Source organism: Faecalibacillus intestinalis (assembly GCF_015097455.1).
Taxonomy (GTDB): Bacteria; Bacillota_I; Bacilli_A; order Erysipelotrichales; family Coprobacillaceae; genus Faecalibacillus; species Faecalibacillus intestinalis.
The window spans coordinates 1,317,555-1,342,276 of sequence record NZ_AP024085.1 but is presented as its reverse complement, the minus strand read 5'-3'; the positions used below and the strand labels follow the sequence as shown (position 1 = coordinate 1,342,276).

The 24,722-nt window shown below is 31.9% G+C and carries 44 protein-coding genes; 4 read left to right on the top strand and 40 right to left on the bottom strand.

Going from position 1 to position 24,722, the window contains the following annotated elements; all coding sequences use genetic code 11:
• Positions 1-107 precede the first annotated feature (107 nt).
• Together Fi14EGH31_RS07400 and Fi14EGH31_RS07395 are read right to left on the bottom strand one after the other, a co-directional pair.
• Positions 108-767 (bottom strand): SIMPL domain-containing protein, encoded by a 660-nt coding sequence (locus tag Fi14EGH31_RS07400; protein WP_200765320.1) that lies wholly within the window; start codon positions 765-767, stop codon positions 108-110.
• A 12-nt stretch (positions 768-779) separates the two neighbouring features.
• On the bottom strand, positions 780-1,652 hold the full coding sequence (locus Fi14EGH31_RS07395; protein WP_200765319.1) for a hypothetical protein: 873 nt from the start codon (positions 1,650-1,652) through the stop codon (positions 780-782).
• 115 nt (positions 1,653-1,767) lie between these two features.
• On the opposite strand from Fi14EGH31_RS07395, the gene Fi14EGH31_RS07390 reads away from it, so the two are divergent.
• The 3 genes from Fi14EGH31_RS07390 (at position 1,768) to Fi14EGH31_RS07385 (ending at position 3,701) form a co-directional block, all read left to right on the top strand.
• On the top strand, positions 1,768-2,673 hold the full coding sequence (locus tag Fi14EGH31_RS07390) for a WYL domain-containing protein (protein ID WP_200765318.1): 906 nt from the start codon (positions 1,768-1,770) through the stop codon (positions 2,671-2,673).
• 278 nt (positions 2,674-2,951) lie between these two features.
• The gene (locus Fi14EGH31_RS15590) at positions 2,952-3,086 is read left to right on the top strand and encodes a hypothetical protein (protein ID WP_256185001.1); all 135 of its coding nucleotides are present in this window, start codon (positions 2,952-2,954) and stop codon (positions 3,084-3,086) included.
• A gap of 165 nt (positions 3,087-3,251) precedes the next feature.
• The gene (locus tag Fi14EGH31_RS07385) at positions 3,252-3,701 is read left to right on the top strand and encodes a hypothetical protein (RefSeq protein WP_199676924.1); all 450 of its coding nucleotides are present in this window, start codon (positions 3,252-3,254) and stop codon (positions 3,699-3,701) included.
• 139 nt (positions 3,702-3,840) lie between these two features.
• On the opposite strand, the gene Fi14EGH31_RS07380 is transcribed toward Fi14EGH31_RS07385, so the two are convergent.
• From Fi14EGH31_RS07380 to Fi14EGH31_RS07205, 36 genes are all read right to left on the bottom strand, one after another.
• Entirely contained in the window at positions 3,841-4,029 is a 189-nt protein-coding gene (locus Fi14EGH31_RS07380) for a hypothetical protein (RefSeq protein WP_117574547.1), read from the bottom strand.
• Position 4,030: 1 nt separating this feature from the next.
• Entirely contained in the window at positions 4,031-5,011 is a 981-nt protein-coding gene (locus Fi14EGH31_RS07375; protein ID WP_199676925.1) for a peptidoglycan recognition protein family protein, read from the bottom strand.
• Between the two features lie 37 nt (positions 5,012-5,048).
• Positions 5,049-5,294, bottom strand: a complete 246-nt coding sequence (locus Fi14EGH31_RS07370) for a hypothetical protein (protein WP_118721768.1) — start codon at positions 5,292-5,294, stop codon at positions 5,049-5,051.
• A gap of 12 nt (positions 5,295-5,306) precedes the next feature.
• Complete coding sequence (locus Fi14EGH31_RS07365) at positions 5,307-5,531, bottom strand: holin (protein ID WP_118721769.1); 225 nt, start codon at positions 5,529-5,531, stop codon at positions 5,307-5,309.
• Positions 5,532-5,555: 24 nt separating this feature from the next.
• A complete protein-coding gene (locus tag Fi14EGH31_RS07360; RefSeq protein ID WP_200765317.1) occupies positions 5,556-5,930 on the bottom strand; it encodes a hypothetical protein in 375 nt (124 codons plus the stop codon).
• A gap of 62 nt (positions 5,931-5,992) precedes the next feature.
• Positions 5,993-6,238 (bottom strand): hypothetical protein, encoded by a 246-nt coding sequence (locus tag Fi14EGH31_RS07355; protein ID WP_117870760.1) that lies wholly within the window; start codon positions 6,236-6,238, stop codon positions 5,993-5,995.
• Positions 6,239-6,258: 20 nt separating this feature from the next.
• Positions 6,259-6,882, bottom strand: a complete 624-nt coding sequence (locus Fi14EGH31_RS07350) for a hypothetical protein (RefSeq protein ID WP_118721771.1) — start codon at positions 6,880-6,882, stop codon at positions 6,259-6,261.
• Positions 6,883-6,911: 29 nt separating this feature from the next.
• Positions 6,912-7,490: a hypothetical protein gene (locus Fi14EGH31_RS07345; protein WP_117574538.1), complete on the bottom strand. Its 579-nt coding sequence runs from the start codon at positions 7,488-7,490 to the stop codon at positions 6,912-6,914.
• Positions 7,491-7,493: 3 nt separating this feature from the next.
• Positions 7,494-8,006, bottom strand: a complete 513-nt coding sequence (locus tag Fi14EGH31_RS07340; RefSeq protein WP_117574537.1) for a hypothetical protein — start codon at positions 8,004-8,006, stop codon at positions 7,494-7,496.
• A complete protein-coding gene (locus Fi14EGH31_RS07335; RefSeq protein ID WP_158548234.1) occupies positions 8,007-8,921 on the bottom strand; it encodes a Gp37-like protein in 915 nt (304 codons plus the stop codon).
• A gap of 143 nt (positions 8,922-9,064) precedes the next feature.
• Positions 9,065-9,892, bottom strand: a complete 828-nt coding sequence (locus Fi14EGH31_RS07330) for a phage tail family protein (RefSeq protein WP_200765316.1) — start codon at positions 9,890-9,892, stop codon at positions 9,065-9,067.
• 12 nt (positions 9,893-9,904) lie between these two features.
• The gene (locus tag Fi14EGH31_RS07325; RefSeq protein ID WP_200765315.1) at positions 9,905-12,724 is read right to left on the bottom strand and encodes a phage tail tape measure protein; all 2,820 of its coding nucleotides are present in this window, start codon (positions 12,722-12,724) and stop codon (positions 9,905-9,907) included.
• A 19-nt stretch (positions 12,725-12,743) separates the two neighbouring features.
• A complete protein-coding gene (locus Fi14EGH31_RS07320; RefSeq protein ID WP_118721775.1) occupies positions 12,744-13,343 on the bottom strand; it encodes a Gp15 family bacteriophage protein in 600 nt (199 codons plus the stop codon).
• Entirely contained in the window at positions 13,270-13,767 is a 498-nt protein-coding gene (locus Fi14EGH31_RS07315; RefSeq protein ID WP_118721776.1) for a hypothetical protein, read from the bottom strand. Before Fi14EGH31_RS07315 ends, Fi14EGH31_RS07320 begins: the two co-directional genes overlap by 74 nt.
• A 27-nt stretch (positions 13,768-13,794) precedes the next feature.
• Positions 13,795-14,364: a hypothetical protein gene (locus Fi14EGH31_RS07310; protein WP_118721777.1), complete on the bottom strand. Its 570-nt coding sequence runs from the start codon at positions 14,362-14,364 to the stop codon at positions 13,795-13,797.
• Complete coding sequence (locus Fi14EGH31_RS07305) at positions 14,364-14,846, bottom strand: hypothetical protein (protein WP_200765314.1); 483 nt, start codon at positions 14,844-14,846, stop codon at positions 14,364-14,366. Before Fi14EGH31_RS07305 ends, Fi14EGH31_RS07310 begins: the two co-directional genes overlap by 1 nt.
• On the bottom strand, positions 14,836-15,198 hold the full coding sequence (locus tag Fi14EGH31_RS07300) for a minor capsid protein (RefSeq protein ID WP_117782137.1): 363 nt from the start codon (positions 15,196-15,198) through the stop codon (positions 14,836-14,838). Before Fi14EGH31_RS07300 ends, Fi14EGH31_RS07305 begins: the two co-directional genes overlap by 11 nt.
• The gene (locus Fi14EGH31_RS07295) at positions 15,195-15,593 is read right to left on the bottom strand and encodes a hypothetical protein (RefSeq protein ID WP_117782136.1); all 399 of its coding nucleotides are present in this window, start codon (positions 15,591-15,593) and stop codon (positions 15,195-15,197) included. Before Fi14EGH31_RS07295 ends, Fi14EGH31_RS07300 begins: the two co-directional genes overlap by 4 nt.
• On the bottom strand, positions 15,586-15,990 hold the full coding sequence (locus tag Fi14EGH31_RS07290; RefSeq protein WP_117574527.1) for a hypothetical protein: 405 nt from the start codon (positions 15,988-15,990) through the stop codon (positions 15,586-15,588). Before Fi14EGH31_RS07290 ends, Fi14EGH31_RS07295 begins: the two co-directional genes overlap by 8 nt.
• Position 15,991: 1 nt before the next feature.
• Positions 15,992-16,303, bottom strand: a complete 312-nt coding sequence (locus tag Fi14EGH31_RS07285) for a hypothetical protein (protein WP_117574526.1) — start codon at positions 16,301-16,303, stop codon at positions 15,992-15,994.
• Positions 16,304-16,321: 18 nt separating this feature from the next.
• A complete protein-coding gene (locus tag Fi14EGH31_RS07280) occupies positions 16,322-17,212 on the bottom strand; it encodes a capsid protein (protein ID WP_118721779.1) in 891 nt (296 codons plus the stop codon).
• Between the two features lie 21 nt (positions 17,213-17,233).
• A complete protein-coding gene (locus Fi14EGH31_RS07275) occupies positions 17,234-17,842 on the bottom strand; it encodes a phage scaffolding protein (RefSeq protein ID WP_117782134.1) in 609 nt (202 codons plus the stop codon).
• Between the two features lie 145 nt (positions 17,843-17,987).
• Entirely contained in the window at positions 17,988-18,206 is a 219-nt protein-coding gene (locus tag Fi14EGH31_RS07270; protein ID WP_200765313.1) for a hypothetical protein, read from the bottom strand.
• A gap of 79 nt (positions 18,207-18,285) precedes the next feature.
• The gene (locus Fi14EGH31_RS07265; protein WP_200765312.1) at positions 18,286-19,011 is read right to left on the bottom strand and encodes a Rha family transcriptional regulator; all 726 of its coding nucleotides are present in this window, start codon (positions 19,009-19,011) and stop codon (positions 18,286-18,288) included.
• Positions 18,999-19,487, bottom strand: coding sequence for a BRO-N domain-containing protein (locus tag Fi14EGH31_RS07260; protein WP_200765311.1), 489 nt, complete (start codon positions 19,485-19,487; stop codon positions 18,999-19,001). Before Fi14EGH31_RS07260 ends, Fi14EGH31_RS07265 begins: the two co-directional genes overlap by 13 nt.
• Positions 19,465-19,752: a hypothetical protein gene (locus Fi14EGH31_RS07255; RefSeq protein WP_118744031.1), complete on the bottom strand. Its 288-nt coding sequence runs from the start codon at positions 19,750-19,752 to the stop codon at positions 19,465-19,467. The genes Fi14EGH31_RS07260 and Fi14EGH31_RS07255 overlap by 23 nt, the downstream gene beginning before the upstream one ends.
• 107 nt (positions 19,753-19,859) lie before the next feature.
• Positions 19,860-20,033 (bottom strand): hypothetical protein, encoded by a 174-nt coding sequence (locus Fi14EGH31_RS07250; RefSeq protein ID WP_199691152.1) that lies wholly within the window; start codon positions 20,031-20,033, stop codon positions 19,860-19,862.
• Between the two features lie 224 nt (positions 20,034-20,257).
• On the bottom strand, positions 20,258-20,443 hold the full coding sequence (locus Fi14EGH31_RS07245; protein ID WP_118744030.1) for a hypothetical protein: 186 nt from the start codon (positions 20,441-20,443) through the stop codon (positions 20,258-20,260).
• Position 20,444: 1 nt separating this feature from the next.
• Positions 20,445-20,750, bottom strand: coding sequence for a hypothetical protein (locus Fi14EGH31_RS07240; protein ID WP_117574519.1), 306 nt, complete (start codon positions 20,748-20,750; stop codon positions 20,445-20,447).
• Positions 20,751-20,762: 12 nt separating this feature from the next.
• The gene (locus Fi14EGH31_RS07235) at positions 20,763-21,239 is read right to left on the bottom strand and encodes a DUF2829 domain-containing protein (RefSeq protein ID WP_200765307.1); all 477 of its coding nucleotides are present in this window, start codon (positions 21,237-21,239) and stop codon (positions 20,763-20,765) included.
• A 13-nt stretch (positions 21,240-21,252) separates the two neighbouring features.
• The gene (locus Fi14EGH31_RS07230) at positions 21,253-21,438 is read right to left on the bottom strand and encodes a DUF6275 family protein (RefSeq protein ID WP_200765310.1); all 186 of its coding nucleotides are present in this window, start codon (positions 21,436-21,438) and stop codon (positions 21,253-21,255) included.
• A complete protein-coding gene (locus Fi14EGH31_RS07225; protein WP_200765309.1) occupies positions 21,431-21,703 on the bottom strand; it encodes a hypothetical protein in 273 nt (90 codons plus the stop codon). The genes Fi14EGH31_RS07230 and Fi14EGH31_RS07225 overlap by 8 nt, the downstream gene beginning before the upstream one ends.
• A 79-nt stretch (positions 21,704-21,782) precedes the next feature.
• Positions 21,783-22,517, bottom strand: coding sequence for an ORF6C domain-containing protein (locus Fi14EGH31_RS07220; protein ID WP_200765308.1), 735 nt, complete (start codon positions 22,515-22,517; stop codon positions 21,783-21,785).
• Positions 22,495-22,782 carry a hypothetical protein gene (locus Fi14EGH31_RS07215; protein ID WP_117574521.1) on the bottom strand — a complete coding sequence of 96 codons (288 nt, stop codon included), beginning with the start codon at positions 22,780-22,782 and terminating at the stop codon, positions 22,495-22,497. The genes Fi14EGH31_RS07220 and Fi14EGH31_RS07215 overlap by 23 nt, the downstream gene beginning before the upstream one ends.
• Before the next feature lie 116 nt (positions 22,783-22,898).
• Entirely contained in the window at positions 22,899-23,075 is a 177-nt protein-coding gene (locus Fi14EGH31_RS07210; RefSeq protein WP_195947280.1) for a hypothetical protein, read from the bottom strand.
• 171 nt (positions 23,076-23,246) lie between these two features.
• A complete protein-coding gene (locus Fi14EGH31_RS07205; RefSeq protein ID WP_195947278.1) occupies positions 23,247-23,390 on the bottom strand; it encodes a hypothetical protein in 144 nt (47 codons plus the stop codon).
• 135 nt (positions 23,391-23,525) lie between these two features.
• Here Fi14EGH31_RS07205 and Fi14EGH31_RS07200 point away from each other — a divergent pair, with 135 nt between their 5' ends.
• Positions 23,526-24,056, top strand: coding sequence for a helix-turn-helix domain-containing protein (locus Fi14EGH31_RS07200; RefSeq protein WP_117574520.1), 531 nt, complete (start codon positions 23,526-23,528; stop codon positions 24,054-24,056).
• A 164-nt stretch (positions 24,057-24,220) separates the two neighbouring features.
• Here Fi14EGH31_RS07200 and Fi14EGH31_RS07195 read toward each other — a convergent pair whose 3' ends face one another.
• A complete protein-coding gene (locus tag Fi14EGH31_RS07195; RefSeq protein WP_118744030.1) occupies positions 24,221-24,406 on the bottom strand; it encodes a hypothetical protein in 186 nt (61 codons plus the stop codon).
• A gap of 1 nt (position 24,407) precedes the next feature.
• Positions 24,408-24,713 (bottom strand): hypothetical protein, encoded by a 306-nt coding sequence (locus Fi14EGH31_RS07190; RefSeq protein WP_117574519.1) that lies wholly within the window; start codon positions 24,711-24,713, stop codon positions 24,408-24,410.
• Positions 24,714-24,722: the final 9 nt, after the last annotated feature.

Sequence of the window (24,722 nt, the reverse complement as noted above, 5' to 3'; positions counted from 1 at the left end):
CTTATACATTCCACACAATGACATCAACAAACACCAAATTGCTCTTAATGGCAAAACAATGATGTAAAAAAATAATTTAAATATTGTCCATATAACCTATCACCTCTTTATTCTATATTCCAAATAACTGTTACTGTGTCTGTAACATCTATATCATCTATTTCTACATCTATTACATAATCAGATTCATCATTATCTTCTTCAAAGAACCATTTCTTGTTTTCAAATGGTGATGACGATATTCTAAGTTCACTCCATGAATAATCTATTGATAGAATATTTCCTAATTTAACACCTGAAGCATTTGCTAGAACAATTGCTTTTTCCTTAGAATTATTAATGGCGTTTTCTAATAATTTATTTTTATATTTTTCTGGATTTGATACTGTATATGATATAGAAAATGATGGATAAGACGTACTTTTAGATAATGTATATAAAACACGGCCTAGCATTTTATTATTTGCTTCAAATTCTATTTTCATCTTATGAATAAAACTATACCCTTTAAATTCTTCAACCCATTTATCATTTTTATCTCTATAACTATCATATTCTATATTGATATCAAAACTTTTTGTTTTGATATTTTTTCGTTCAAAGCCAATTTTTTCAAGTAATTCTTTTACTTCATTTGTCGCACTTGACGATCTTTTTAGTAGCTCATCGTATTCTTTTTTTATATCTTTTATTGATAAAATTAACTCTATTAAATCTGGTTTGACCGCTAGTTTTCCTTTACCTGTTACTCTTATTGTTCTTTCCATAATATTCTTTACCTAACTGACATATTCTTTATAAACAGAATGTCCTTGTTCCTTTCCTAAATGATTAATTAAACATTCTTCTAATGGTAGATTTTGTATTGATGCTTCTTCAATATAATGTCTAATATGAAGATGTCTTGATTTTAGAAATCTTTCATGAGATTCATATTTATCATAAATATGATGAATTTTTGCAATACATTGGTGATATTCATAGAAAACATCCTCTTTATTTTCAAAAGAGCCAACATGTGTTCCAGAATAATAAAGTTCATAACTCATTTGATAAATATCAAATTCAATAAATGTTTTAACCATACCAATTGTATTAATATATTCTTCTACAACAAATAATTTCTTTTCATTTTTACTTAAAGCATTTTTCAAAGAATCCATACATGTATAACTTGATATTTTCTTTCTTAAAGAATCATTTGTCTTTGACATAATAGAAAGGTAATCCTCATTTCCTTCATTATAATAATAACAAAATGATCCTGGATGTCTTGAAACTAATCGTTTTGGATATTTTTCTTTTAAATATAAGATACTTGCATCATAACCTCTATCTTTTGAACAAATGACAATTCTTGTTTTCTTTGAAACATAAGAAAGTAAATTTGTAAGTTCTGCAACAATACAAAAATCCATAATATTTTTTGTTACACATTCTTTTCTGATATTTGAAATATTGATAAGTTTTATATGTTTATTATTTTTATAGTTCTTTATCTTCTCATCAATAAATGGATCACTGATAAAAAGATAAACTAATGTATGCTTTGGTATTTCTTCTGGTATTTGATAACCAATATTTTCACTATCTACTAAAACAATTTCTTTAATCAAATGATATTTAATTTTATTTATGATTCTTTTTAACATGCAAACCCCCCTTTTCTTTGAATCTATTATATAATGATAAAAAGACTAATACCGTCTTATATAAGCAGGTATTAGCGAATGTTTTCGTTTATGATATTGATACGAGGTGATTTAAATGAATAGAAATAAAGATCATGATTCATATATTAAATATATATCTGTGATTGATTTAATTATTAAAAATAGTGATGAAAAAAATCCAATCACGATTAATCAAATTCAAGATTTGATTTATGATAAAGGCTATGATTTTAAAATAGACTTTAGAATCGTTAAAAAATTTGTAGAAAACTATAATAATTATTATGAAGATACAATCATTAAAACTTATAAAGAAGGAAGAAATAATTACTTTTATTATGAAAATCCAAATCTAGACTTAATGGAAGCCAAAGCGATTATTGATCTTGTTTATAGTTCTCATTTCTTTACTTTAAAAACAAAAGAAAACTATAAAAAAAGAATGCAAGATCTATTTAGTATTCATAACCAAGCTTATTTTCAAAAAAGACTAAATCTGCATGTTGTTAAAAATGAAAATGAACAAGTTTTCTACCAAGAATTAGAAGTCATTACCAAAGCTATCAAAGAAAAGAAAAAAATTCGCTTTGAATATCAAAAACCTTCTTTAACATTTAATGAAAAACATAAATTAACCGAATTAGCTCCTATCGATACTGTCTTTTCTAACAATGAATATTATCTTTTATGTCAAGGTGCAAAAGATCCAAATACATGCATTCAATATCGTTTAGACTATGTAAAAAATGTTGAGATCGTTAAAGATAGTGATGTAAAGTTTGATGATTATCAATTAAACTCATTTGAAAAGAAGCTCAATAATATGACTTATATGTATGGCGAAGGGAAAATCGAAGTTATTGAACTTGAATTTACGCCAAGTGTCTATTCCAATATGATTGATAAATTTGGTAAAGATATTCATCCAAAAAAAATAAATGAAAATCTTTATTGTGTCCAAGTAAGACTTTCCATGCCTTTTCTTTTGAAATGTCGATAGCTATACAGTAGCTATCCAGTAGAGTATCAGTCACAGTTTTAGCCAATTTTTAATAAAAAAATCCAAAACGCCAGTAGACATACAGTAGCTATCCAGTAGATAGCAAGTTAGAAATGTGTCAAAAATATGCCAAAAATAAATTTGATCGCTTTTTTGTAATTATTATCCCTATACACAATAAGGATAGAGAAATTAAAAAATGCATAAAAATGCCTCCTACCCTTTACATAATGGTACTATTATGCTATGATAATCTTGTAAAGAGAGGAGGTAAGGATATGAATTTAGATGATTTAAAAAAATTGAGCGAAATCTTTAATAACTTCGCCCAACCCATAGCAACTCTAATTGTTGGTTACATCGGTTCAAAATATGTCAGCAAAAAGAGTTCAAAGAAGAGAAAGAAGAAATAATCTTCTTCTCTCTTTCTTCATCTAAATTATATCAAATAATATGAAAAAAGAAATAAAAATAATAATTCTGTTTTTAGGTATTATCCTTACACTGTTTAAAACTTATTGGTTTTTAGGAATGATATTAATGATTTTAGGCTTTTATTTATTAGGAAAGGAATAATTATGAAAAATAAAAAATTTGATCAAGCAAAATACATGAGAGAATGGCAAAAAGAAAACATGAAGCAAGTAAAAGCATCGTACAAAACTGAATTTGTAGATGAATTCAAAGAAGCTTGCAAAAAACTTGGGATTAAACAATCAGATGTTTTTAGAAATGCAATGTATAGTACAATTAAGAAAGCAGAGGAAATAAAAATGACAAAAGAAGAAATTAAACAAGAAATTATTTTAGATTTAGAAAAAGCGTATGAAGAAAAAAATGAATGTAGATATTATTTGGAACAACTTCCTATGGAAGGCGACTATGATAATGAAGTTCATGAATATATTAATAATTTAGAAAATGAAGTTAGACATCAAAATAAAGAAGATTTTGATTATTATGTAGATCAATTAGTTGATTACTATTATCAAAATCAAGAAATTTACTTTGATAATAATGCTGAATAAATAAAAGAACCTACCCAAATTAATGAGTAGGTCTTTTTAATGTAAATATTCAATTGTTTCTTGACGTCGAATAATTTAACTAAAGTATGGATCAGTTATAATACAATTAAATTTTTACAACTTTAATTATACTACTTAATTATTTACTGTACACTCCCCATTGTTCATTCATTTTTTCAATTTGATATTGATATTTCAAATTTTCTTGTTTTAATTTCTCAATTTGATTATCTTTTTCTATGATTTGAGAACGATATTGAGTATTTTTGGCAAGTAAACAAATATTCAATAAAAGTAATATAATGATGATAATCTTTAATCTTTTCATTCTAAACACCCATTAATTTCAAAATAGTGTTTCTTCCTGCAATTCCATCAACTTTCAATCCTCTATCTGATTGGAATTGTTTTACTGCAGCTTCTAATCCACTACCAAATTTACCTGGACATTCAACACCAGATGGATCATATCCTCTACACATTAACGCAATTTCTACTGCTGTAACCATGTATTGAGTTTCTTTACGTTTGACATAGTGTTTACCTAAAGCCGATTTACTGTTTTTACCAAAAGCACCATCAACCTTTAATTTAGCTCCATAATCTTTGTTGATTGCAACTTGGAAGCATCTAGCAATATTTGCTTGAGTCTTAGGACCATATGCACCATCAGTTGCAATTGAATGACCTGTAAAGTTGATTGAATGTTGTTGACCTCTTGCAATCAAACTGTCTAAGTTATCATTTTTAGCAGCAGATGGAACTACAGTGCCTGTGCCTAGTGCTCCAGTTGTAGAGTTAACAATGTTATTCTTGAATGTTTGCCATACGTTATCATTTAGTAAACCATTACAGTTTGGGCATAATTTACCATTGACATCGTAATGACGTACAACGTGATCAATATCAATATTGTATTTTTTCATCAATGCACGTGCTAACGCATAAGTATTAGCAAGAGTTTCATCGCAAATATGAACAGTACCATCTTTATGGTTATCACACATTTCGATAGAGATTGAGTTAGCATTTTTAATTGTGCCATAATATGGATGGTGAGCTGATTGACATTTACCACCAACTGCATAAGCAGCATAATTGTCCGGTACAGATTGAGTAACACTATTGTCATCTACGAAATAATGAGCAGATGCTTTAACAACTTCCCTAGCAAAGTATTTTCCATTTGATTCATCGCTATCACCATCATTTGAAGTATAGTGAATGACTAAATATTTAATATCAGCTGTGCTACGTTCACTACCATAATTTTCTTTACGCGCTAAATTTTGTTTCATAACATATCCCATATATGTTAATACCTCCTTTTTTAAAATAAAAAGAGAGCTATTCACTCTCTTTCTCTAATTCCCCTTTGATTTCATCAATTCTTTTCCATATTGCTTTAGTTTCACGCTCTTGAAGCGCCATACGTTCAACTACGTTATTGTGCTTTTCAACTTTTTTTGTCAGCTCATCAATGCGATAATTCATTAATGTATTAGCTTTATTGTTTGAAAACATTGTAGTGATTACACTAGGCACAGCTACACATAGACCAGAAATCAAAGCAACTGTAACTGCTTCTGTCATATGATTTCACTCCTAACTTTCATCTACAATTTCTTCCAACTCTGGAAGTCCTGCAACGCTTGTTAGAATAGAAACAACACCAGATAGACAACTTGCACTAACGATCATCGCCCAATTGACTTCATTCATGACAGTAGATGTTCCAATTAATGCTACAGCAGTTTGAGCTACCGTTTTGACCGCTCTAACCCCTGCGGCTTTTACCCATTGATTAAAATCATATTTTTTAACTTTCAATTCAATCACCCTTTCCAGATAGTTTTATTTTTTTGTGTAACGAATAGTTGCTTTAAATTTATAATTTGCCCAACTATAATTGTTCGCAAAACGAATATTGTTTACATTCAAAATGAAATACGTCACATAAAATGTTCCTGTATTACCACCAGAATAATAAACAACAGGAAATCTATAGAAATCTTCTCCATTGGAACATGTGACTTCATAATCAATAAACTCGTTTAAATTACTGATTGAGTGATCTATAGTGCTCACACCAATTCTAAGTCCGGCCCATGTAATAATTTTTTCATAGATTTTCTTGCCATCAATCCAGTACTTTCCAGTCCAATGTTCGTCAGCGGACATTTGTAAATTAAGCAATTCATTTTCATCTTTATCAATAAGTTTTGGCATAGTTATTGTCACCACCAATCTTTATTTATATTTTTAATAACTAAAAAAGAGCAGAAATAAATCTACTCTTTGTAATATACTGCATCCTTTAAATCAGTTTCTAATTCACTGACTGTCTTTTCAAGCTGTCCAACTCGCTTTTGCAATGATGTTAATTGTGACTTCAAAACAAACGTATCTTTTAACTTTGTCATAAAAGTTTTTAAAATATCACTTGTTAGAAACTTAGTGCTATTAGCTGAAACAGTTGTTGAAGATGCGTGCTCACTTACATTTGAAAACAAAACTCTTTTAAAGAAATCTTTCATATATAAGACCTCCTAGTTGATTATGCTCCAAATACTTCAGTCCACATTGTATTTAATTCAGTATCAGTCATTACTACTAATTTAGCATTGATAGCTGAAGTTACTTGTGTTGCAGTTTGATATCCTGAATCATTTGTTAATGATGATACTTTTGTTGGAATATCAGTCTTTTTAGCATAAGAGCTTAGATCCATTTCTCTTGAACCTAATTTTTCAAATTTAGAATTGATATAGATGTATTCATCATAGATATTATTACCAGAATCACTATTAGCAACTAAATAGATAATACCTTTTTTACCAGTTGAAGGTAATGATTCGACAACTGAGTAATCGATTTGAGTTACTCCTGATACTGCAGATGCGATTTCTTTTGTTACATCAGCTGATTTAGCATAAGCTGTTAGATCAACATTTACAGCTTTCGATGAATCAGGAGTTAAAGCTGTACCATTTACTTTTACAGTTTCAATTTTGTTTGCTTGAGCACCAGTAGCAACACCGTTTAATTTTGTTTTATCAGCATTTGTATAATCATTTGTAGATAAACCTTTTCCAGATTCTTGCGCTACAAATTTTCCTTCGCCCCATGCTTTAATTTTTCCTAGGGCTGTTTTTAGAATTGAATCAGTTACAAAACTCATAATATATATCTCTCTTTCTATTTATTTTTTTATTCAAATACTTCTTCCCACATATTGTCTAATTCATCATCAGACATTTCAGTGGCTGTTCCCTGCATATCTTTCCATGCAAAGTCATAATCGATATTGCTTGCTTTTTGCAATACTTGGTCTTTATTACCACCTGCAGGAAGAGTCGCAAGTTCTTTTTGTTGTAATTCTTGTTTTAAATTAATTAATTGTTCATACAGCAACTTCATGTTTGGATCCATTGGTTGTTGTTCCTTATCATCCTGATCATATTCGACATCTTCGATTTTCAATCTAAACGGTTCAAATGTCTTAGTAGAATTATCATCACTGTTTCTGCCAATCAATGTACAGGTTAATACCCCTGCTGTTTGAGTAAGATTTTCTCCAATGATAAATAGATTTTGAAGTAATGGTATTTCAGTTACTTCATCGTCCATATCTACTTTCAAGTAGAAGTTCCAGCCATCAATGAATAGATTTTTGTTGGTGAATTTGACAGCTGTATTGTTGCTATCATACTTTCTTCCAGCATAGAAGATATTTCTAGTACATGAATGTGATTGATTTTCATTCAGATAGATTTCAATAATTCTCATATGTTAACCCTTGTAAAAGATTGCATCACTAAATGAATTGACTGTCCTAGCAATCCTGTCGACACCTGAAATATTGATTCCATTCAAATGAACTCTGAACAATTCAATTTGACGTAAAGCACCACCGTTTTCAAGATCATCTTTTGTTAATGACGGAACTGTTTCTTGTTCTCCAGGTGTACCTTGGATGACAACAATATCGTGTGATTCTCCGCTTTCATCAATTTTAAATTGAGCAACGATACAATCGCAACGTTTCATGTTTTGAGTACCATTTTCAATTGGCACATCGCAATACATTCCTGGTTTGATTCTAAGAAAATGTCCTTGGTTTATAAGCAATCCATCAGCAATCCTTACTTTATTATTGCTGACAATAGAAGCTTCCATTTGATTGCCTTTTGTAAAAATACCATCAACTGAATATAGAGCATCAAACAAATATGCATCGATACTTGCAGATACTTCTTTTCCTGTCAATGTAATTGCCTCAACTGCATCACTTGAACTTGCCATCTAATCACCTACCTTGTAATCAATGTCACAGTCTGTGTAGTCTTTTTCAAACGTACATTTAACGATTTTTTGTACAATAGGCTTTTGCATAGAAATACCTGTTATGTATTCTTTTGCTCCTACGATATCACCAATTTCAGGAGATAAATTATCAAATGTAATTTCTAAAGAGTTATCAGTCTGTGCTTCTTTTAATTTTGTTTTGGTTCCATCTATTAATTCTTGAATGCTTTCAACATTTGAATAGTCATATGTCATTGTATTCAGTTCACTTGGAATCATAGAGTCATCATCAATTTCACTCAGTTCTAAGTATTGATCATTGATTTTAAAGACATGAACAACCTGCCTTTCTTGCAAATCGCCTTTGCCTAATCCAATGCAATGATTACATTGATTTATATCTTTTTTAGCGATAATCTGCAGATTGTAATCATTGTCGAATTGGAGTTTTTCGGAATAATTAATAATAGGCTCAACTGAAAGTTCAATATGTCCATCTTTATTCCAAATAAGTTTAAGTTTGGCATTTGCATCATTTAGCATTGTTTCAAATGCCTGCAACGTGTTGTAATAACGTGCCTGATAATTAATGGTTATTCCACTATCTTCTTGTGAAACAACAAAAAAATCAGCCAGTTTCTTTTTTAAACTTACTGATTTAGATTTATTTTCAATATAATTGAAAAAATCAGTTGATGAATTGATATATTCTCGAATGCATTCATTTGCTTCACCTATGAATTCATAGTATTCATCAGTTCTTTTTTTAGGTTGAATAATATCATTTGCTAGCAATTTTCTTGGGCATATGCCACCTATTTTTACTTCTTCAGCTTCAGTATCTATTTCGATACTTTTTACTATCCCACCAAATTCGGTACCGACACAATAAAACTTGCTGTCATATGTCAATTTGCGGTCCCAGCTGTCCGTTGAAACGGTTATTTCAAAGTCGTTCTTGGCTTTGTCATATGTTCCAATTTCCAAGTCTAGGCTACAGTTTAACAATGGTCCTTGTTCGATTCCGTTAGGATCCGTGTAGATGAACTCCATCATCATTCATCACTCTCCCATTTTGGCTCGCTTCTTGCATCATAAATCACAATATCAAATGAAAAGGAGTTGTTCCAAACAACGATATTTGTACCAGGTGGGATGGGAATATACAATCTGTTGTCTTTGTTCCTGTCATTGAAAACATTGATTTCATCACCGTGTACTGTGATTTTTACAGCTTTCTTTTTCATTGTATCGATTTCAAGTCTTTCATTTGCTTCAAGAGTCGTATTGATTTGATAAAGGTTGTCTCCTATTTTAATGGCTGGGTCTTGTGCTGGACCATATATTCTTAATAAAATATCATTTTCAACGACTCCAATGTTTCTGACTGTCATTTGTCCTTCGCTCGCACCATAGACATAAGGATATTTATAGGAATACTTCTTTGTTCCAGTTTTTCTTCCTTTACCACTGCTGTAAAAATGGTAGGTATCTTCCTTGATCCATTTAGTTGAATCAGTTACCAGAGTTAAATCTACCTTTGCGTATGGAAGAATATATGACTTCATGTCTTTTTGGTTTTTAAAGATATTGCACTCTAAATAGTAGTCATTATAGAAGAGTTTCCCTTTGACATTGCTTACGTTATCTACATCAAATATCTCAACGAGTCTATTTAGAGCACTGTAGAAGTCTTTTTGATTTTGGCTAAAGATATCTACACTAACCTTTTTCGTTTCGACATCACGATAAAAGCGTGTGACCCTTCTATTTTCAGTTTCATATGACCACTCAAAGTTAAAAAAGTCAGTTTCTACAATATGATAAGGAGCACTTAACAAATCTATTTGCTCATTGTTTGAATTGACATAATATACTTTCATAAATGCTCCTTTCTAAATAATTCTGGCAAATTCACGCTTGTCTACTTTGAAAGACATTCCACTGTTTTTAATTGCTTTAGCAGTTGAATTTCCCATCTTATCATAATCAATTTTTAATTCATTTGTGACATTGCTTTCAAATGCTGTTTGTCTTGCGATATCAAGATTTGTTTTCAGTTCGATATCATCCAAATTGAAGTTCATGATACCATTCAAGTCACTTGTCATTTTTTCAAGTTCTTTGTTCATGGATTTTTGAGCTTTTGGCATGGCCACTTCAAACCCCACAGCAATACCTGGTGGTAAGAATTTACCAATGGCATCTCTCATGACTCTTGATGGCGAATTAATTCCAAGTGCACCTTTGAAGCCGTCTATAACACCTTTTGCAAAATCTCCAATTTTTCCAAGCAACCAGTCTTTTGCATTTTTGATACCGTTCCAGATACCTTCCACGATATTTTTACCAATATTTGCCATTTTACCAGGCAATCCAACAAGAGTATCAACAATACCATTCCATAGTGATTTGGCTGCTTCAATCCCTTTTGAACCCATCTTGACAGCGAATTCAGCAACCTTTCCAATAGCATTTGACAATACGCTCCAAATTTGCCCAGGTAATCCTGTAACAAAACTGATGATGCTTGATACAAAGTTTGAGCCTGCTTCATATCCTTTGGAAATCAAATTCAAAGCAAACTCAGCTACTTTTCCTATGATATCAGTTATATACGTCCATATTTGGCCAGGTAATTGAGAAATCCAAGAAATAAAACCTGTTACGAAATTTGGAACATCAACCGTTAAAAATTCAACGAATTTAATTCCTAAGCTAACGATAAAACCAATTATCGAACCAATCGCATAGCCAATGTTGTATGGCAACTGATTGAAAAATTCGATTGCTGAGCTAATAAATCCTGTTAATATTTCAATGAAACTGTCAAATGCTTGCGGTATCGTTTCAGTAAAAAATGATGCAATTGATTCTCCAAGCCCAGAAAAAAATTCAACAATCGTTTGACCGATATTGCTGAAAGTCTCTACAAGCGTGTCAATTGCACCTGGTATCGATTCAGTAAAGAATGAGACGATTGTATCTATCACAGGCCCGCATGTTGATGTTATAGAATTCCATAGATTTATCCAGAACGACCTGAAATCATCGCTTGTATTCCATAAATAAATGAATCCAGCTACCAAGGCAGCAATAGCTGCTACAATTAGGCCGATTGGATTCAACATCATTTCGCCATTTAATAGTTTCTGCGCTAATGCTAATCCCTTGGTTACTCCTTCGGTGAGAAGAACTATTCCTTTGTAAGTAGCAAGTGCTGTTGCTACAGTAAGAATAACAGCTGATAATGGTGTAAAGTTATCAAGTGCAACTCCTGCTACATCATAGAACAAATCACCTAAAGGCTGTAACTGATCTTTGACCTTTCTAACTTTTGATTCCAATTCTTGCATTGGAGTCGTTGTTTCATCAGCAAACTGTTGTCCTTTTCCTGAAACATCATCAAAAGTAGTTCCAACACTATTCAACGCTTTAGCAAATGTAAGATTAGCATCTTCTCCCATTGTACCGAAAGCAGTAGCTGACATTGTCAATGCTTTTTGTTGATCATCACATTTAGTAATGTCACTTACGATACTGTCGATAACATCCTTTTGAGTGGCTTTTCCATCCTGCCATGCTTTGAATGTCTTTTGTGTTTCGCTTGAAAATGAACCTAGAGCACCCTCAATAGTTCCATCAGCTAAACGAGTAGTTACTTCATTGATGGCATCATTTACCTTATCGAGATTATACGCTCCACTATCGGAGCCATTTTTCAATAATTGGAAATATTCACTTGCTGAATATCCCGCTTGAGAGAACTTTCCTGAATACTCTGAAATGTTATCTCCTAGTTCATCAGTCCAGTCCAACCCTTCTTGAGTTCCTGCGACAATATAGTCCATTGCTTCTTGTGCAGTTAACCCAAAGTTTTTCATCAATCCTTTGACACCACGCAATGTTTCATTCATATCTACATCAAATGTATCTTCAAGAATGATTGCTTGTTGTGTAATAGCGTTTAGAGTTCCGTCATCCATTTCACCAAGATTTCGCTTGATTCTTACAACGGCTTCGGCCACTCGGTCCATACTTTCACCAAGTCCAGCCTCATAAACATCCTTGATGACCTGTGCAGTCTGTCTCGCTTGGTCATCTGTTTCTCCTAGAGCGCCTTTGACACGTGCAACTGAATCTTCAAAATCTTCATAGACTTCTTTTCCAATTTCAGTTCCTTGTTTAATTGCTTCTCCTATTGCTAGATATCCTGCAATCTTTGCACCGAATGATTTGATTTTATCTTCCATTTCTTGAAGCTTTTTCTCAAAATCATCAGAGTCAGGAGGCTCAATAGGTTTTGGCTTGTTTTTTTTGTTTAAGAAATCATCTATCTTTTTCTTTACATTGTCTATTTTAGATGATGCTTTATCTTCGACATCAACTTTACCATCAACATCTATAGCTTTTTCAACCGCAGATGCTTCTGATTTTACTGTCTGGGCACTCTTTTCAAAATTGGAAGTGTCCATTTTTGCACTACCTTCAACTTTTGCATTGTCAGTAGCTTCTTTTGAAAAACTTTCAACCTCGTTTGATGCTTCATCAAGCTTCTTTTCTAGTTTCTTAGTATCAGCATCAACGTTAGGTTTAGCTTCTTTTTGTGATACATCTTTAGCAAATTTATCTACTTTTTTATCAGCTGTATTGAGTTTCTTATCAACGTTTTTATCATTGATTTCTAAATCAATTACAACTTTACCATCTGCCATCATACCACCCGCCTTTAATTTATTCTTTTGGAATTCCTAACGATTCAAACAATTCCGCTTCGATTTCTTCCTGAGTTCTTTGGAATGGGTCTCCCTGTTCTTGAATAGCATAATAATCTTGAAGTTCTTTCATTCTCGCGCGTTCCTTCTTGTCTTTGATTTTTGATAGATCCGCAGTTCTATATCCAACGACCTGAACGAACTTGGTGTCGTCATTCAATCCATTAAGTAATGCTTTGAATTCCCACCAGTGCATATTGGTTCTCAATAGATTTATGCCATACTGCTGCATGAACGCAGCAAAGATGAGGTCCATATCATAATCAAAAAGAAACCCAACTTTTTTATTAGGTTTCTTCTCAGGTTTATCCGGTTTATTACACTTGTAAAAATCAAGAATTCTTTTCAACAATTCCAATGAATCAACATTTTCCATGTACAATTCATAGTTTGGAATCACCAAATCAAACAGCATAGGGATTTTATAATTTTTATCAATATACTTGTCAGAAACGATACAAGAGAATTGAATCCATGTTCTAAAATCAGTTCTTATTTCTATTTCTTGATTTTCTATTCTTATTGTTTTTTGAAGATCTCTTTTGTCTAGAATTAACATAATCTTTTAACCCGTATTTGTTTTTTGTGTAATCCATTTGCTTTTGAAGGTTTCCAAATTCCCTTGTAAGTGAGTTTAAACTGTCAAGCTCATTTTTGATTCTGTCTTGCTTTTCTTTTTGACGTTCAGTCGTAGCGTGTTCATCAAACTTGGCTTGAATTTCTTCTGCAAGAGCTAGGATTACGTAGTAAGGTTTTAAATCATCCTTATCAAAAAGATAATCATATGAGCCTTTTCCTAATAATTCATCAATGACGAATTGACAGTCTTCAATAAAGGTATCGTCAATTGTACGATTGCCTCTGTATTTTTTGATGAACTTGTCAATCAGCAAATGATTATCGATATTGTCAGCATCGATACTGAAAATACGATCTTTAATTTTTACATCGAATAAATTCTCTTGAATCTTGATTTCTAACATAGTAATAATCCCTTTCCTATTTGATTTCTATTTGCCTGCTGGTGTAGATGACGCACCTGATTGAGGTGAAGCAGCTGTAAATTTACCAGTTGTGTAGTCATATTCACCTGCAGTAAATTCACCAGTAGCCACATTGTATTGGCCATGTTCGGAAGCACCTTTTTGAGCAAAAGTTCCTTCCAATGCAATTTTCCCTCCACCTTCTCCAGAACCAGGATTAGATGGTTGAATTTCATATTGTCTGTGATGTGCTGCAAAACATCCAGTTGAACCTTCAACAGATGCCCATGTTTCAATTTCATATTCATCAAACATGGAACCAATGACTTCTTTTTTACCGACTTCATAGATATGTCTTACAAATTCATTATTAGGAATCAATTCTCCTGAATAAGAAACCGATGGTGTGTATGCCATCATATTTGAATGAGAAGTCTTTTCATTGATATATTGTCCGTCATCAGTTGAAGGATCCACAGCTTGAGTCCAATCAGTTAAACCAGTACCAGCCAATACAGGTTTTGATACACCATCGAATTTGACGTAGTGTAGGTTTTCATGACGGTTTACTACAGTATTTCTTAATGTTTGTGCCATTATTCAAAAGCTCCTTTCTTGTAGTAAGTTAATTGATACAGTGCTGAAAAATTAGCAATGCCATTGTCATAGGTTTCAACACCAGGATTGGCAATCATTTCTAATTTCTGTGGAACTATATCATCAGGAAAAACAATGTTTTCAAATTTATTCATTGTTTCCATTTCAAATCGGTTTGCTAAATCATCTAGAACATCCGTAATTTTCTTGACACTCTTTTCAGTTTTAGCACCTGATTGAAAGTTAATATAAAAAGGCAATACAGCAGTATAGCCTCCTATAATGTTTTCATTTATTTTTTCAGCACGATTAGATATTCTTTGAACCATGATTTGGTCATCTTTGTTTGAAGTAAAGAAATCTAATTTCCACATATTTTTTTGTACATTTTGAATATCCAACTTCTTGCAAAAGTCATAGATACAATCCAATACCCTGTTGTATTCTTCATATGTCAGTTTTTTATATGATTTATTTTCCATTTCTAAACACGTCCTCTACACTTTTAATCCATTTCTTGATGTTTGCTTTCTTTGATTTTTCAAACCATTTGGCCGTTGCTTTTGGATGCCGTGACTTGTCAAAGTTCATCCCTGTACCTTTATACACACGTTGCGCATAATCAGTATCGTAAATGACTTGTTTTTTCTCTTTGGCATTATCTCCAATATCAGGCGTTTCTCTCAAGTGGGTGTGATTCTCCAGATTAGAAAAAGGAACGTAAGGATCAGTATCTCTTATTACAGCATTCTTAAGAGTATGATAGGCTTTCTCCTTAGTCACTTCTAAATCCTTCCTTACTCGAGAAAAGTCAACATCAATAGAAATCTTCAAGAAGCATACACCTCAATAAACTGGATTTCTTTCGTTCCTGGCGGGCGATAACAGGCATATTTATTGATTGAATAGACATTTGTTGTCTTTTTCAATTCATCGTAGTCTGTTTCTTTTACTACATCCAAGACAAAATAATCTTCATTTCCAATCGTAAAAGTATTCTTTTTTGACTTGTAATCATGCTGATCAACAAATGTAAGCTCACCACAATCACTCAAATCAATCGTTAAAAGAACACTGTCCGCATCAGAAATCCCCTTGTTTGATTGTGTAATGCCATAGTTTTCATCAAATCCAACGTTTTCAAGAACGTATGGAATAAAAGTATCTTCGTCAACTTTATGAATCAAAGTAACAGTAAAAGGTCTTAAAATACGAGGAGAGCTAATCATATCGTTTGGCCACTCTGCACATAAGACCTTTTCTTCTCAATTCACTTTTAATCATATAAGCTGAAACGGATGAAAAAGGAACACCATTGAATTTGTTGCCCCTATCGCCATAGCTATAATTAAATCCGTCTTTCGATACACTTTGTAAATCTAAATCGCTTGTACCATTTAAGGCATTCAAACCACCATTTGCTTGAAGATAATCGATTTGATAGCATACAGCTCGTTTAAGCTCCAAACAGTAATAATCGATATTTTTCTCTAATGCCCATGGTGCAATGAATTGTTCAGCGTAACCCTTGACTAAATCAATTACAGGTTCAACAAGGTCCTCAAATTCAGGTTGACATATTTTTCCTTTGAATGTATCTACGTAATATTCATACGAAACCTTCATACTATTCTTCTGCTGTATCTTTCTTAGCTTTAGATGCTTTTGCTGGAGTTTTAGCATTTGCTTCTAATTCTTCAACTTTTGTTGTTAAATCAGCGTTTTGTGCTTCTAATTCAACGATTCTTGCATCTTTTTCTTTAATTTGTGCTTTTAAAGATGAATATTCTCTTTTAAAATCCGCTAAAGAAACTGGGTCACCTTTTTTAATGACTTCACCAGATTCTTCATCAATATGATCATAACCACGAGCAACATAGTCATCAACTCTATGTGGCTCGATTGTAAGGATTCTATTTCCTTTTCTTACTTGTGACATAGATCATCCTCCTCTTTATTATTTTTCAACTGCAAATTGAATTGAATTTACTTTTTTCTTTAAAACAAATACATCTTCATGTGATTCTTCATAGTAGACCCATTTTCCTTCAGACATTGCAGATGGTTCATCCAATTTAGCAAATTCATAGTTGATTGGTGTAATGACTGCTAATGGATGCACCATGAACATTTTGATTTGTTTTGCAGAAACTGCAGGTTTATACCCTTGTGTGAAGTCATATACAGTTTTCATTAATTCTGATGGAACTTCAACGATTTTAACCAAGTCTAAGTTAGCGATAGTTCTGTTTAATTTATTTTCAGCATCACCAATGATTACAGTTCTAGCTAATTTTTCAGCTTGTTTTAACATTGCATTGTAAACTGGTGTGATATATAAGATTCTTCCTGTAGATGGAACACGTGCTTCAGCCATGTTGATCATCATTTTATCAAAATATTCTAAGATATTTGCTGCTGTGATTTCATCAGTAATAGGTGTTTGACCTAATTCTTGATATTCAGCATAGATTTTAGAAACACAATATACGTCCATTTCAGGGAATTTTTGTTCTTGGTTGAATGTTTCAGTAATATTACCGATTGAAGCAACCATATTTGTTTGATCAATATCTTTTGGGTGTACCAAAGTAGACCATTTTCTTTCATTAGTTAAAGTTAATGGTGTCCATGCGTTATTGTAGTTTCTAGTTGCATTGGCAATTGTATCTCTTGTTGAATCTACACGTCCTGTAGTTTCTAATGTTGGGATTTCAATTGTTCTTGCATTGACCCATCTATATTTTTGGTTATTTGGAGTATTGAATAAATCTCCGAAATAAAGCGCATAAGGCCAAGCTTGTTCTAACGCTTGTTGATATGCATGTGCATAGTTTACTGCTGCCATATTTAATTTCCTCCTGATCTGTTATTCTTTTGGCATTGCTCTAACACCTGCAAAATGGAAACCGAATGCATTTGCATTGTTTTCTCCACCTGGTGCTCCTTTAGAAGCAGTACCTTTTGTAAATGTTGGTAATGAAGGTTCATCTTTAGTTTTTTCAACAACGAATGCTCCTGCATCCGATTCTTTTAAACCATTGATATATTCATCCGCTCCAATGAATTTGCCGTCTTTCAATTCAAAGTTTTGTTCCTTGAATTGAGAAATGATTCCACGTTTGGCACTTTCAGAAGTAAAGTTCATTCCTGCAAAGTATGAGTTAGTAGCAAAGTCTCTTTCTTGTTGAGTCAATTTGTTGTTCAATTCTGCAGTTTCATCTTTATATTTCTTTTCCCATTCAGCAGCGGAATTTTTGATACCTTCAATATCCATGTCCTTGTACGATTTGATTTGCTTATTCGCATCATTCAAAGAGTTTTGAGCTGATTCATATTTTGTGTTCAATGTTTCTAGCTCTTTTGTTTTTGATTCGACTTCCTTGCGGTATTTTTCAATGTCATTACCGTTTTCAGTCATGATTTGATTAACTTGTTCATCTGTTAATCCTAAATTCTTTAAAAATTCTCTTTTCATAAGATCCTTTCATTCACTACGCTTTAGTACGCTGGTTGCATCAGCCTGTGTGGTTGCAGTTTTACGAGTTGCCCACCTCAAAAATTTTGTTTTATTCATGTCTTGCTATGTTGTTTTCAGTTTTTGGGTACAAAAAAAGGAAATATCAGCTTCTATTGCCGTATTTCCTTTTATTTCTCTCTAGTGCTTTTGTTTTGCTTTTAGGTGGCGGTACGTAGCAATCGTATTTTTCATGACGAACACGACCGCAAATCATACACATATACTGTATCTTCTTAACAATAACGTGTCTTTTCTTATCAAAATATTGAATAGTATGATATTCAAATTCTTGATGATGATGTGGTCTTAATCCTTCAGCCATTGAAAAACACCTCCTTTCTCTAAAATTGCGTATAGAAAAAGCGAGTCTTTTGAACTCGCTTCATATTCATATTTAATTTTTAATCTAATACCATTGATAATTGACTATTGTATTCTTTGATTTTCAAGCTTGTATTGACTTCAGGAGACCATGATTCCAAATAATTTTTAGCATTTTCATAATCAGTCTTTAGGGTATCTCGATATGAGCCTAATTTGAAATACTTTTTATAGTCTCTCCAGATATTGCTAAAAATCTTTCTGCTCATTAATTGGTAAGCTCTTGAATCAATACCGCCTAGTGCACTTATTACAGTTGTTTTAGCAATTCTTTCAAGCGTATATTGTTGTGAACTGTCAATCGTTGTTGATTTTTCTAAATCAGATACCTTTTCTTCAAGAACATCAACTCTTTGAGCTGTTTGTTCTTGAACTTTAACACTCAAGAACAAGATTTCTCTATCAGTTTTTGGAAGTTTGATTTTTTGTTCCATTTCAGCAAAACGATTAACATATTTAGCAGTGAAGATTACACCCTTTTCACCAGTCAATTTGTTTGCTACCATTTCACAACCTTTCTTGGTTAATAAATAACAAGGTTGTTCTTTATTTTGATTATTAACATATGTGCTTGGTACAAAGAATTGAGGACTGCTTAATTTTGAGCCGTCCAATATTTCAACGTATTTTCTAATTTTTGATAATAAGTTTTTATGCTCCATATCTACCATTTCAGCAACTTCTCTACTGTCGATTGTTTCAATTGCTGACGTGTTAATCAATTCATTATCCATTAGTTCTTCCATATTGCTGCTCCCCTTTCATTAATTAACCAACTTCCATGTTGTCCTAACTCAGGAGCGTTTTGTCCTTGAGTTTTTACCACGTTCCCATTTTGGGAATACGATAGCGTTTGCATGATTTTACTTTCATTTATTAGAAATCTTTTGGTTCCATTAACGGTGAACAAATCGTTAATCGTGGGTAAATGATTACCAATGGTCGCCAAATCCGACCTTTGAATTAATTGCTTATCATCGCAATCAATAACACATGGGGTAACGTTTTGGACCCCCATCTTTTGCTTTCCACCCATGGAGTCGTGAATCACGACCCCATCTCTTTTATCATCAGAATCAATATGTCGGTTAATATCTCGACTACCGTTTTGGTACCCGAGGTCAGTAGCAACATCTTTACCAACAAGCCAAGGTTCATTGTCAATCATCAAGCTTCTTACATTTCCAAATTCTTCATTGTTAAATATTTGTAGTTCGTTCATATTGACAATCTCCTTTTTTAATTGTTTCTTGAATGTTTCTTGTTAAAGCATTGCACTTTGAAACATTTGATCTAATATCATCATCTAAGGAATCAATTTGTTCTTGAATAAATACCATGACATTTGCAACATCATATTTAATATCATTTCCATTTTCACATGCATCACATGTAACGATAACCATAGAATTAATTCTTTGTAATTCATTTAGCTTATCATCAATATCCATGAGAGCATCTAATAAACTATCTAATTCTTCTAACATAACTTTTACCTCTTTCTTCAATTGTGTTCAAAGGCAAAATGTAGTACAATAATCTTGCCTTTTGGTAAAGAGTAACAAGTGCTTGGTCGTGCTGATGTTACTCTTTTTTATTTTGATATTTCCTCATCAATTTTACTTTCTAGCCATTCCTTTTTTGATTGATTTCTTTGCTGTAAAATAGATTCTAACTTTTCTACTTTATCTTTATCAATCAAGGCTCCAAAAGTTTTTTTATTTTCTCTTCTTTTACGGAAATATTCAGCTCTACTTTTATTTGTCATAAACCCTCCTTCCTTGTAGTGTACAACATTATAATAGAATGTATCACGCTACAAAGTCAAGGCTTTTTTATTTTTTTATATCATTTCATATCTTTTCATATTGTTTCAATAGCGCTAACCATAATTGAAATCAAACATAAAAACTTATTGAAAAAGATTCGTAATTATCAACAAATATTGGACTCCTCAAAATTAAGGAGTCAAGATTTCTTTATTCCAAGCACTTATAAGCAAATCTTTTTGCTTTTAATTTGTGCTTTGATTTCTTCAAGAATAAAATCATTGACTTCAAAATTAAGTGCTTCTTCTGGAAGCTCTTTTTTTACTATTTCAAAATAAGCTTTTGTAATTTTTTTAATTGTCGAAGAATTAATATGTACACCGCTCTTAAATGCATATACCGTATTCATTCTATTCTTCCCCCTGCTCCTCTACATGTTTAATTGAGTATCTAACACAACATTCATGTTCGATACAGCATCCTCTGTATTTCTCCCAATCATTACAAAAATAAACAAAATCAGCTTGTCCTAATAGCTTGATGGATTCTCCTATATACCAAAGAGGCGTTTTTGGTTCACCATCAAAGAACGAATCAATCACTTCAATTTCTTTATCAGGAAATAATTCTTTTACATTGTGTAAAATCCTTTCTCTTTCATCTAGGATTTCTTTATCTGTTTTTCCTGCCATTGGTTGGCTAATGAATAATTTCATTTATGCACCCTCCTATTCAAAAAATACCCAGTCATCCGCTAACATATCTGTTTGTGATGGTGCCCAAGGTACAATATTTTTCTTTGCATCTAGATTATCAGTTTGTAAATTAGATGAATCTATACAAACAAAAGGATTTGTTGTTGCATCTGTTTCACATAAATGAATAAAGATTCCTTTACCGTTCCAACCTTTTCTAGCAAGTTTCATTCCACGCTTTAGATATTTGATAGCTTCATCAAAACCAAAAGTAGCTTCTCCACCTAATTCTGGGCAGTTTTCTTCATCAGCAAGAATCCATCCATCATCAAGAATATTAGATAACGTATAAATAACTCTTTCGGTTTCTCTTAATTCTTTTTCCATTCCTTCTTTGGTATGCATAATGATTGTTTCTTTTTCGTTGTCCCAATACCAATAACCACCCCATGAAGGTAATTTCATTTTCATTCCTTGTTTCATTAAATCAAATGCTTTTTTAAATTCCATAATTATTCTCCTTCTAACATTTAATACATTTATTTTCAATTTTCTTATAAGCATTAATATAGAGCTCTTTCTTGTCTCCGTTGTACGTACATTCATACAACATAGCTCCTTTATTTGATGCACTTAAAATAGCCTTATGGTTTTGTAATGTCTTACATTGCCATACAACAAAAACTACAAAATCTTCTTTTTTATCCATGTGTTGCTATGTTGTTTTCAGTTTTTGGGTACAAAAAAAGGAAATACGGCAATAGAGACTGATATTTCCTTTTATTACTCTCTAGTGCTTTTGTTTTGCTTTTAGGTGGCGGTACGTAGCAATCGTATTTTTCATGACGAACACGACCGCAAATCATACACATATACTGTATCTTCTTAACAATAACGTGTCTTTTCTTATCAAAATATTGAATAGTATGATATTCAAATTCTTGATGATGATGTGGTCTTAATCCTTCAGCCATTGAAAAACACCTCCTTTCTCTAAAATTGCGTATAGAAAAAGCGAGTCTTTTGAACTCGCTTTATATTCATATTTAATTTTTAATCTAATACCATTGATAATTGACTATTGTATTCTTTGATTTTCAAGCTTGTATTGACTTCAGGAGACCATGATTCCAAATAATTTTTAGCATTTTCATAATCAGTCTTTAGGGTATCTCGATATGAGCCTAATTTGAAATACTTTTTATAGTCTCTCCAAATGTTGCTGAAAAGCTTTCTGCTCATTAATTGGTAAGCTCTTGAATCAATACCGCCTAGTGCACTAATTACAGTTGTTTTAGCAATTCTTTCAAGCGTATATTGTTGTGAACTGTCAATCGTTGTTGATTTTTCTAAATCAGATACCTTTTCTTCAAGAACATCAACTCTTTGAGCTGTTTGTTCATGGGCTTTAATTGTCAACATAAGCAATTCTCTTGGGTCAGTTGGTACTTTAGCATATGAACCAGTCTTTCTCAACGTTGGAAGTACTTCACTTGTTACCCAATGTTTGAATTTCTTTGCTGATGGTAACTTGCTACCAAAGACTAAAGCATATAAGCCTGATTCATTAATGATGGTCACATTTTGCTTTCCACCAGGGGTCATCATTTCAGTGACCCCCTTATCTTCATCATCGACATGCTTAGCAACTGCGTTATTTAATGACTTTCCTTCACCATACCCTAATGCTCTTGCAACATCTTTACCAACAAGCCAAGGTTCATTGCCAATCACCAAGCTTCTAATATTTCCAAACTCTTCATTGTTAAATATTTGTAGTTCTTCCATATTGACAACCTCCTTTTTTAATTGTTTCTTGAATGTTTCTTGTTAAAGCATTGCACTTTGAAACATTTGATCTAATATCATCATCTAAGGAATCAATTTGTTCTTGAATAAATACCATGACATTTGCAACATCATATTTAATATCATTCCCGTTTTCACATGCATCACATGTAACGATAACCATTGAATTAATTCTTTGTAATTCATTTAGCTTATCATCAATATTCATGAGAGCGTCTAACAAACTGTCTAATTCTTCTAACATAACTTTTACCTCTTTCTTTTGAAATTTGAGTTTAGAGGTATTTAGTGCTATAATCTAAATGCCTCTTTTGTAGGTGGTATTCGTGTTTAGTTTTGACGGACTAACGAATACCTTTTTTATTTGTCTTTCAATCCTGCTAACTGAATTTCTATCCCTTTTCTAACAACATCAGTTTTTGTCATGCCTGTTTTTTCGGCAACATAACTTAATTTGTCTAAATCCTCTTGAGACATTCTCATTTTCAAAAACTTATTTTTAGGTTCAGTAGTAGGACGTCCTGTTTTTGGACTCATACTGCCCTCCTTTCTTTGTACCCTACAATAATCATAATATGTTTGTAGGGCACAAAAGTCAAGAGATATTTAAAAATTCATAGCACAATACCTCTGTTCATTTGAAATTAGAGGCACTAAATGTTATACTATTAGTGCCTTGATTAGGTGACATTCGTTAGTCGGTCAAAACTATTTGCGAATGTCTTTTTTTATACCTAAATCTCTTTTTATCAATGTGGTTATATAACCTTTTATGGTTTGACCATTTTCGGTTGCACGAATTTTTATTTGCTTATGTAACTCTTCATCGATTTTAAGTATTAAGTTTTTCATATCTATCCCTCCTTTCATTTACATTTATTATCTTACAATTATAAATATAATTAATCAATAATATTTAATACTTTTTATTAACTTGTATTTATTTTTATTAAAAACTATTTATAATATAATAAAAAGGTGGTAAATATGAACGAACAAATACTAGCAAAAAGATTAAAAGAACTTAGAGAGTCTATGAATTTAACACAAAGCCAATTTGGAGATTTAATAAACGTAGCTCAAACTACACTTTCTTCATATGAAAATGGATCAAAAACACCCAATATTGATACTTTGTACAATATCGCAATAAAATGCAATATTTCTATAGATTGGCTTTGCGGGCTTTCTGATATTCATAAAACAAAAAATTTCTCATCATATTCTGATATTTTCAATTTAATAGTAAATATCTGTAAATCTATTCATATTGACATAGAAGAGTATCATTACTCTCAAGATGAATACGATATGTCTTTAATAGTCAAAAATCCTATATTAAATGAATTTTTAACAAAATGGTCAAAAGTAAAAGCTATTTATGACGATAAAACAATTGATGCAGATACTTACGAAATTGTTGTTAAATCATTAATTGATAAATATACTACTGATACTTTAAAATATGATAATTTTGTAATAGATGATATGCACTTTAGCTTCCTCTCAAATGAGTAGGAGCTTTTTTATTTTTTATATCATTTCATATCTTTTTATATTATTTCAATAGCGCTAACCATAATTGAAATCAAACATAAAAACTTATTGAAAAAGATTCGTAATTATCAACAAATATTGGACTCCTCAAAATTAAGGAGTCAAGATTTCTTTATTCCAAGCACTTATAAGCAAATCTTTTTGCTTTTAATTTGTGCTTTGATTTCTTCAAGAATAAAATCATTGACTTCAAAATTAAGTGCTTCTTCTGGAAGCTCTTTTTTTACTATTTCAAAATAAGCTTTTGTAATTTTTTTAATTGTCGAAGAATTAATATGTACACCGCTCTTAAATGCATATACCGTATTCATTCTATTCTTCCCCCTGCTCCTCTACATGTTTAATTGAGTATCTAACACAACATTCATGTTCGATACAGCATCCTCTGTATTTCTCCCAATCATTACAAAAATAAACAAAATCAGCTTGTCCTAATAGCTTGATGGATTCTCCTATATACCAAAGAGGCGTTTTTGGTTCACCATCAAAGAACGAATCAATCACTTCAATTTCTTTATCAGGAAATAATTCTTTTACATTGTGTAAAATCCTTTCTCTTTCATCTAGGATTTCTTTATCTGTTTTTCCTGCCATTGGTTGGCTAATGAATAATTTCATTTATGCACC

Excerpts from the sequence above, each read along its gene's own strand:
- Fi14EGH31_RS07400 (WP_200765320.1), bottom strand. The coding sequence starts at position 767 with ATGGAAAGAACAATAAGAGTAACAGGTAAAGGAAAACTAGCGGTCAAA.
- Fi14EGH31_RS07395 (WP_200765319.1), bottom strand. The coding sequence starts at position 1,652 with ATGTTAAAAAGAATCATAAATAAAATTAAATATCATTTGATTAAAGAA.
- Fi14EGH31_RS07390 (WP_200765318.1), top strand. The coding sequence starts at position 1,768 with ATGAATAGAAATAAAGATCATGATTCATATATTAAATATATATCTGTG.
- Fi14EGH31_RS15590 (WP_256185001.1), top strand. The coding sequence starts at position 2,952 with ATGAATTTAGATGATTTAAAAAAATTGAGCGAAATCTTTAATAACTTC.
- Fi14EGH31_RS07385 (WP_199676924.1), top strand. The coding sequence starts at position 3,252 with ATGAAAAATAAAAAATTTGATCAAGCAAAATACATGAGAGAATGGCAA.
- Fi14EGH31_RS07380 (WP_117574547.1), bottom strand. The coding sequence starts at position 4,029 with ATGAAAAGATTAAAGATTATCATCATTATATTACTTTTATTGAATATT.
- Fi14EGH31_RS07375 (WP_199676925.1), bottom strand. The coding sequence starts at position 5,011 with ATGGGATATGTTATGAAACAAAATTTAGCGCGTAAAGAAAATTATGGT.
- Fi14EGH31_RS07370 (WP_118721768.1), bottom strand. The coding sequence starts at position 5,294 with ATGACAGAAGCAGTTACAGTTGCTTTGATTTCTGGTCTATGTGTAGCT.
- Fi14EGH31_RS07360 (WP_200765317.1), bottom strand. The coding sequence starts at position 5,930 with ATGCCAAAACTTATTGATAAAGATGAAAATGAATTGCTTAATTTACAA.
- Fi14EGH31_RS07355 (WP_117870760.1), bottom strand. The coding sequence starts at position 6,238 with ATGAAAGATTTCTTTAAAAGAGTTTTGTTTTCAAATGTAAGTGAGCAC.
- Fi14EGH31_RS07350 (WP_118721771.1), bottom strand. The coding sequence starts at position 6,882 with ATGAGTTTTGTAACTGATTCAATTCTAAAAACAGCCCTAGGAAAAATT.
- Fi14EGH31_RS07345 (WP_117574538.1), bottom strand. The coding sequence starts at position 7,490 with ATGAGAATTATTGAAATCTATCTGAATGAAAATCAATCACATTCATGT.
- Fi14EGH31_RS07340 (WP_117574537.1), bottom strand. The coding sequence starts at position 8,006 with ATGGCAAGTTCAAGTGATGCAGTTGAGGCAATTACATTGACAGGAAAA.
- Fi14EGH31_RS07330 (WP_200765316.1), bottom strand. The coding sequence starts at position 9,892 with ATGAAAGTATATTATGTCAATTCAAACAATGAGCAAATAGATTTGTTA.
- Fi14EGH31_RS07325 (WP_200765315.1), bottom strand. The coding sequence starts at position 12,724 with ATGGCAGATGGTAAAGTTGTAATTGATTTAGAAATCAATGATAAAAAC.
- Fi14EGH31_RS07320 (WP_118721775.1), bottom strand. The coding sequence starts at position 13,343 with ATGTTAATTCTAGACAAAAGAGATCTTCAAAAAACAATAAGAATAGAA.
- Fi14EGH31_RS07315 (WP_118721776.1), bottom strand. The coding sequence starts at position 13,767 with ATGTTAGAAATCAAGATTCAAGAGAATTTATTCGATGTAAAAATTAAA.
- Fi14EGH31_RS07310 (WP_118721777.1), bottom strand. The coding sequence starts at position 14,364 with ATGGCACAAACATTAAGAAATACTGTAGTAAACCGTCATGAAAACCTA.
- Fi14EGH31_RS07305 (WP_200765314.1), bottom strand. The coding sequence starts at position 14,846 with ATGGAAAATAAATCATATAAAAAACTGACATATGAAGAATACAACAGG.
- Fi14EGH31_RS07295 (WP_117782136.1), bottom strand. The coding sequence starts at position 15,593 with ATGATTAGCTCTCCTCGTATTTTAAGACCTTTTACTGTTACTTTGATT.
- Fi14EGH31_RS07290 (WP_117574527.1), bottom strand. The coding sequence starts at position 15,990 with ATGAAGGTTTCGTATGAATATTACGTAGATACATTCAAAGGAAAAATA.
- Fi14EGH31_RS07285 (WP_117574526.1), bottom strand. The coding sequence starts at position 16,303 with ATGTCACAAGTAAGAAAAGGAAATAGAATCCTTACAATCGAGCCACAT.
- Fi14EGH31_RS07280 (WP_118721779.1), bottom strand. The coding sequence starts at position 17,212 with ATGGCAGCAGTAAACTATGCACATGCATATCAACAAGCGTTAGAACAA.
- Fi14EGH31_RS07275 (WP_117782134.1), bottom strand. The coding sequence starts at position 17,842 with ATGAAAAGAGAATTTTTAAAGAATTTAGGATTAACAGATGAACAAGTT.
- Fi14EGH31_RS07270 (WP_200765313.1), bottom strand. The coding sequence starts at position 18,206 with ATGGCTGAAGGATTAAGACCACATCATCATCAAGAATTTGAATATCAT.
- Fi14EGH31_RS07265 (WP_200765312.1), bottom strand. The coding sequence starts at position 19,011 with ATGGAAGAACTAATGGATAATGAATTGATTAACACGTCAGCAATTGAA.
- Fi14EGH31_RS07260 (WP_200765311.1), bottom strand. The coding sequence starts at position 19,487 with ATGAACGAACTACAAATATTTAACAATGAAGAATTTGGAAATGTAAGA.
- Fi14EGH31_RS07255 (WP_118744031.1), bottom strand. The coding sequence starts at position 19,752 with ATGTTAGAAGAATTAGATAGTTTATTAGATGCTCTCATGGATATTGAT.
- Fi14EGH31_RS07250 (WP_199691152.1), bottom strand. The coding sequence starts at position 20,033 with ATGACAAATAAAAGTAGAGCTGAATATTTCCGTAAAAGAAGAGAAAAT.
- Fi14EGH31_RS07245 (WP_118744030.1), bottom strand. The coding sequence starts at position 20,443 with ATGAATACGGTATATGCATTTAAGAGCGGTGTACATATTAATTCTTCG.
- Fi14EGH31_RS07240 (WP_117574519.1), bottom strand. The coding sequence starts at position 20,750 with ATGAAATTATTCATTAGCCAACCAATGGCAGGAAAAACAGATAAAGAA.
- Fi14EGH31_RS07235 (WP_200765307.1), bottom strand. The coding sequence starts at position 21,239 with ATGGAATTTAAAAAAGCATTTGATTTAATGAAACAAGGAATGAAAATG.
- Fi14EGH31_RS07230 (WP_200765310.1), bottom strand. The coding sequence starts at position 21,438 with ATGGATAAAAAAGAAGATTTTGTAGTTTTTGTTGTATGGCAATGTAAG.
- Fi14EGH31_RS07225 (WP_200765309.1), bottom strand. The coding sequence starts at position 21,703 with ATGGCTGAAGGATTAAGACCACATCATCATCAAGAATTTGAATATCAT.
- Fi14EGH31_RS07220 (WP_200765308.1), bottom strand. The coding sequence starts at position 22,517 with ATGGAAGAACTACAAATATTTAACAATGAAGAGTTTGGAAATATTAGA.
- Fi14EGH31_RS07215 (WP_117574521.1), bottom strand. The coding sequence starts at position 22,782 with ATGTTAGAAGAATTAGACAGTTTGTTAGACGCTCTCATGAATATTGAT.
- Fi14EGH31_RS07210 (WP_195947280.1), bottom strand. The coding sequence starts at position 23,075 with ATGAGTCCAAAAACAGGACGTCCTACTACTGAACCTAAAAATAAGTTT.
- Fi14EGH31_RS07205 (WP_195947278.1), bottom strand. The coding sequence starts at position 23,390 with ATGAAAAACTTAATACTTAAAATCGATGAAGAGTTACATAAGCAAATA.
- Fi14EGH31_RS07200 (WP_117574520.1), top strand. The coding sequence starts at position 23,526 with ATGAACGAACAAATACTAGCAAAAAGATTAAAAGAACTTAGAGAGTCT.
- Fi14EGH31_RS07195 (WP_118744030.1), bottom strand. The coding sequence starts at position 24,406 with ATGAATACGGTATATGCATTTAAGAGCGGTGTACATATTAATTCTTCG.
- Fi14EGH31_RS07190 (WP_117574519.1), bottom strand. The coding sequence starts at position 24,713 with ATGAAATTATTCATTAGCCAACCAATGGCAGGAAAAACAGATAAAGAA.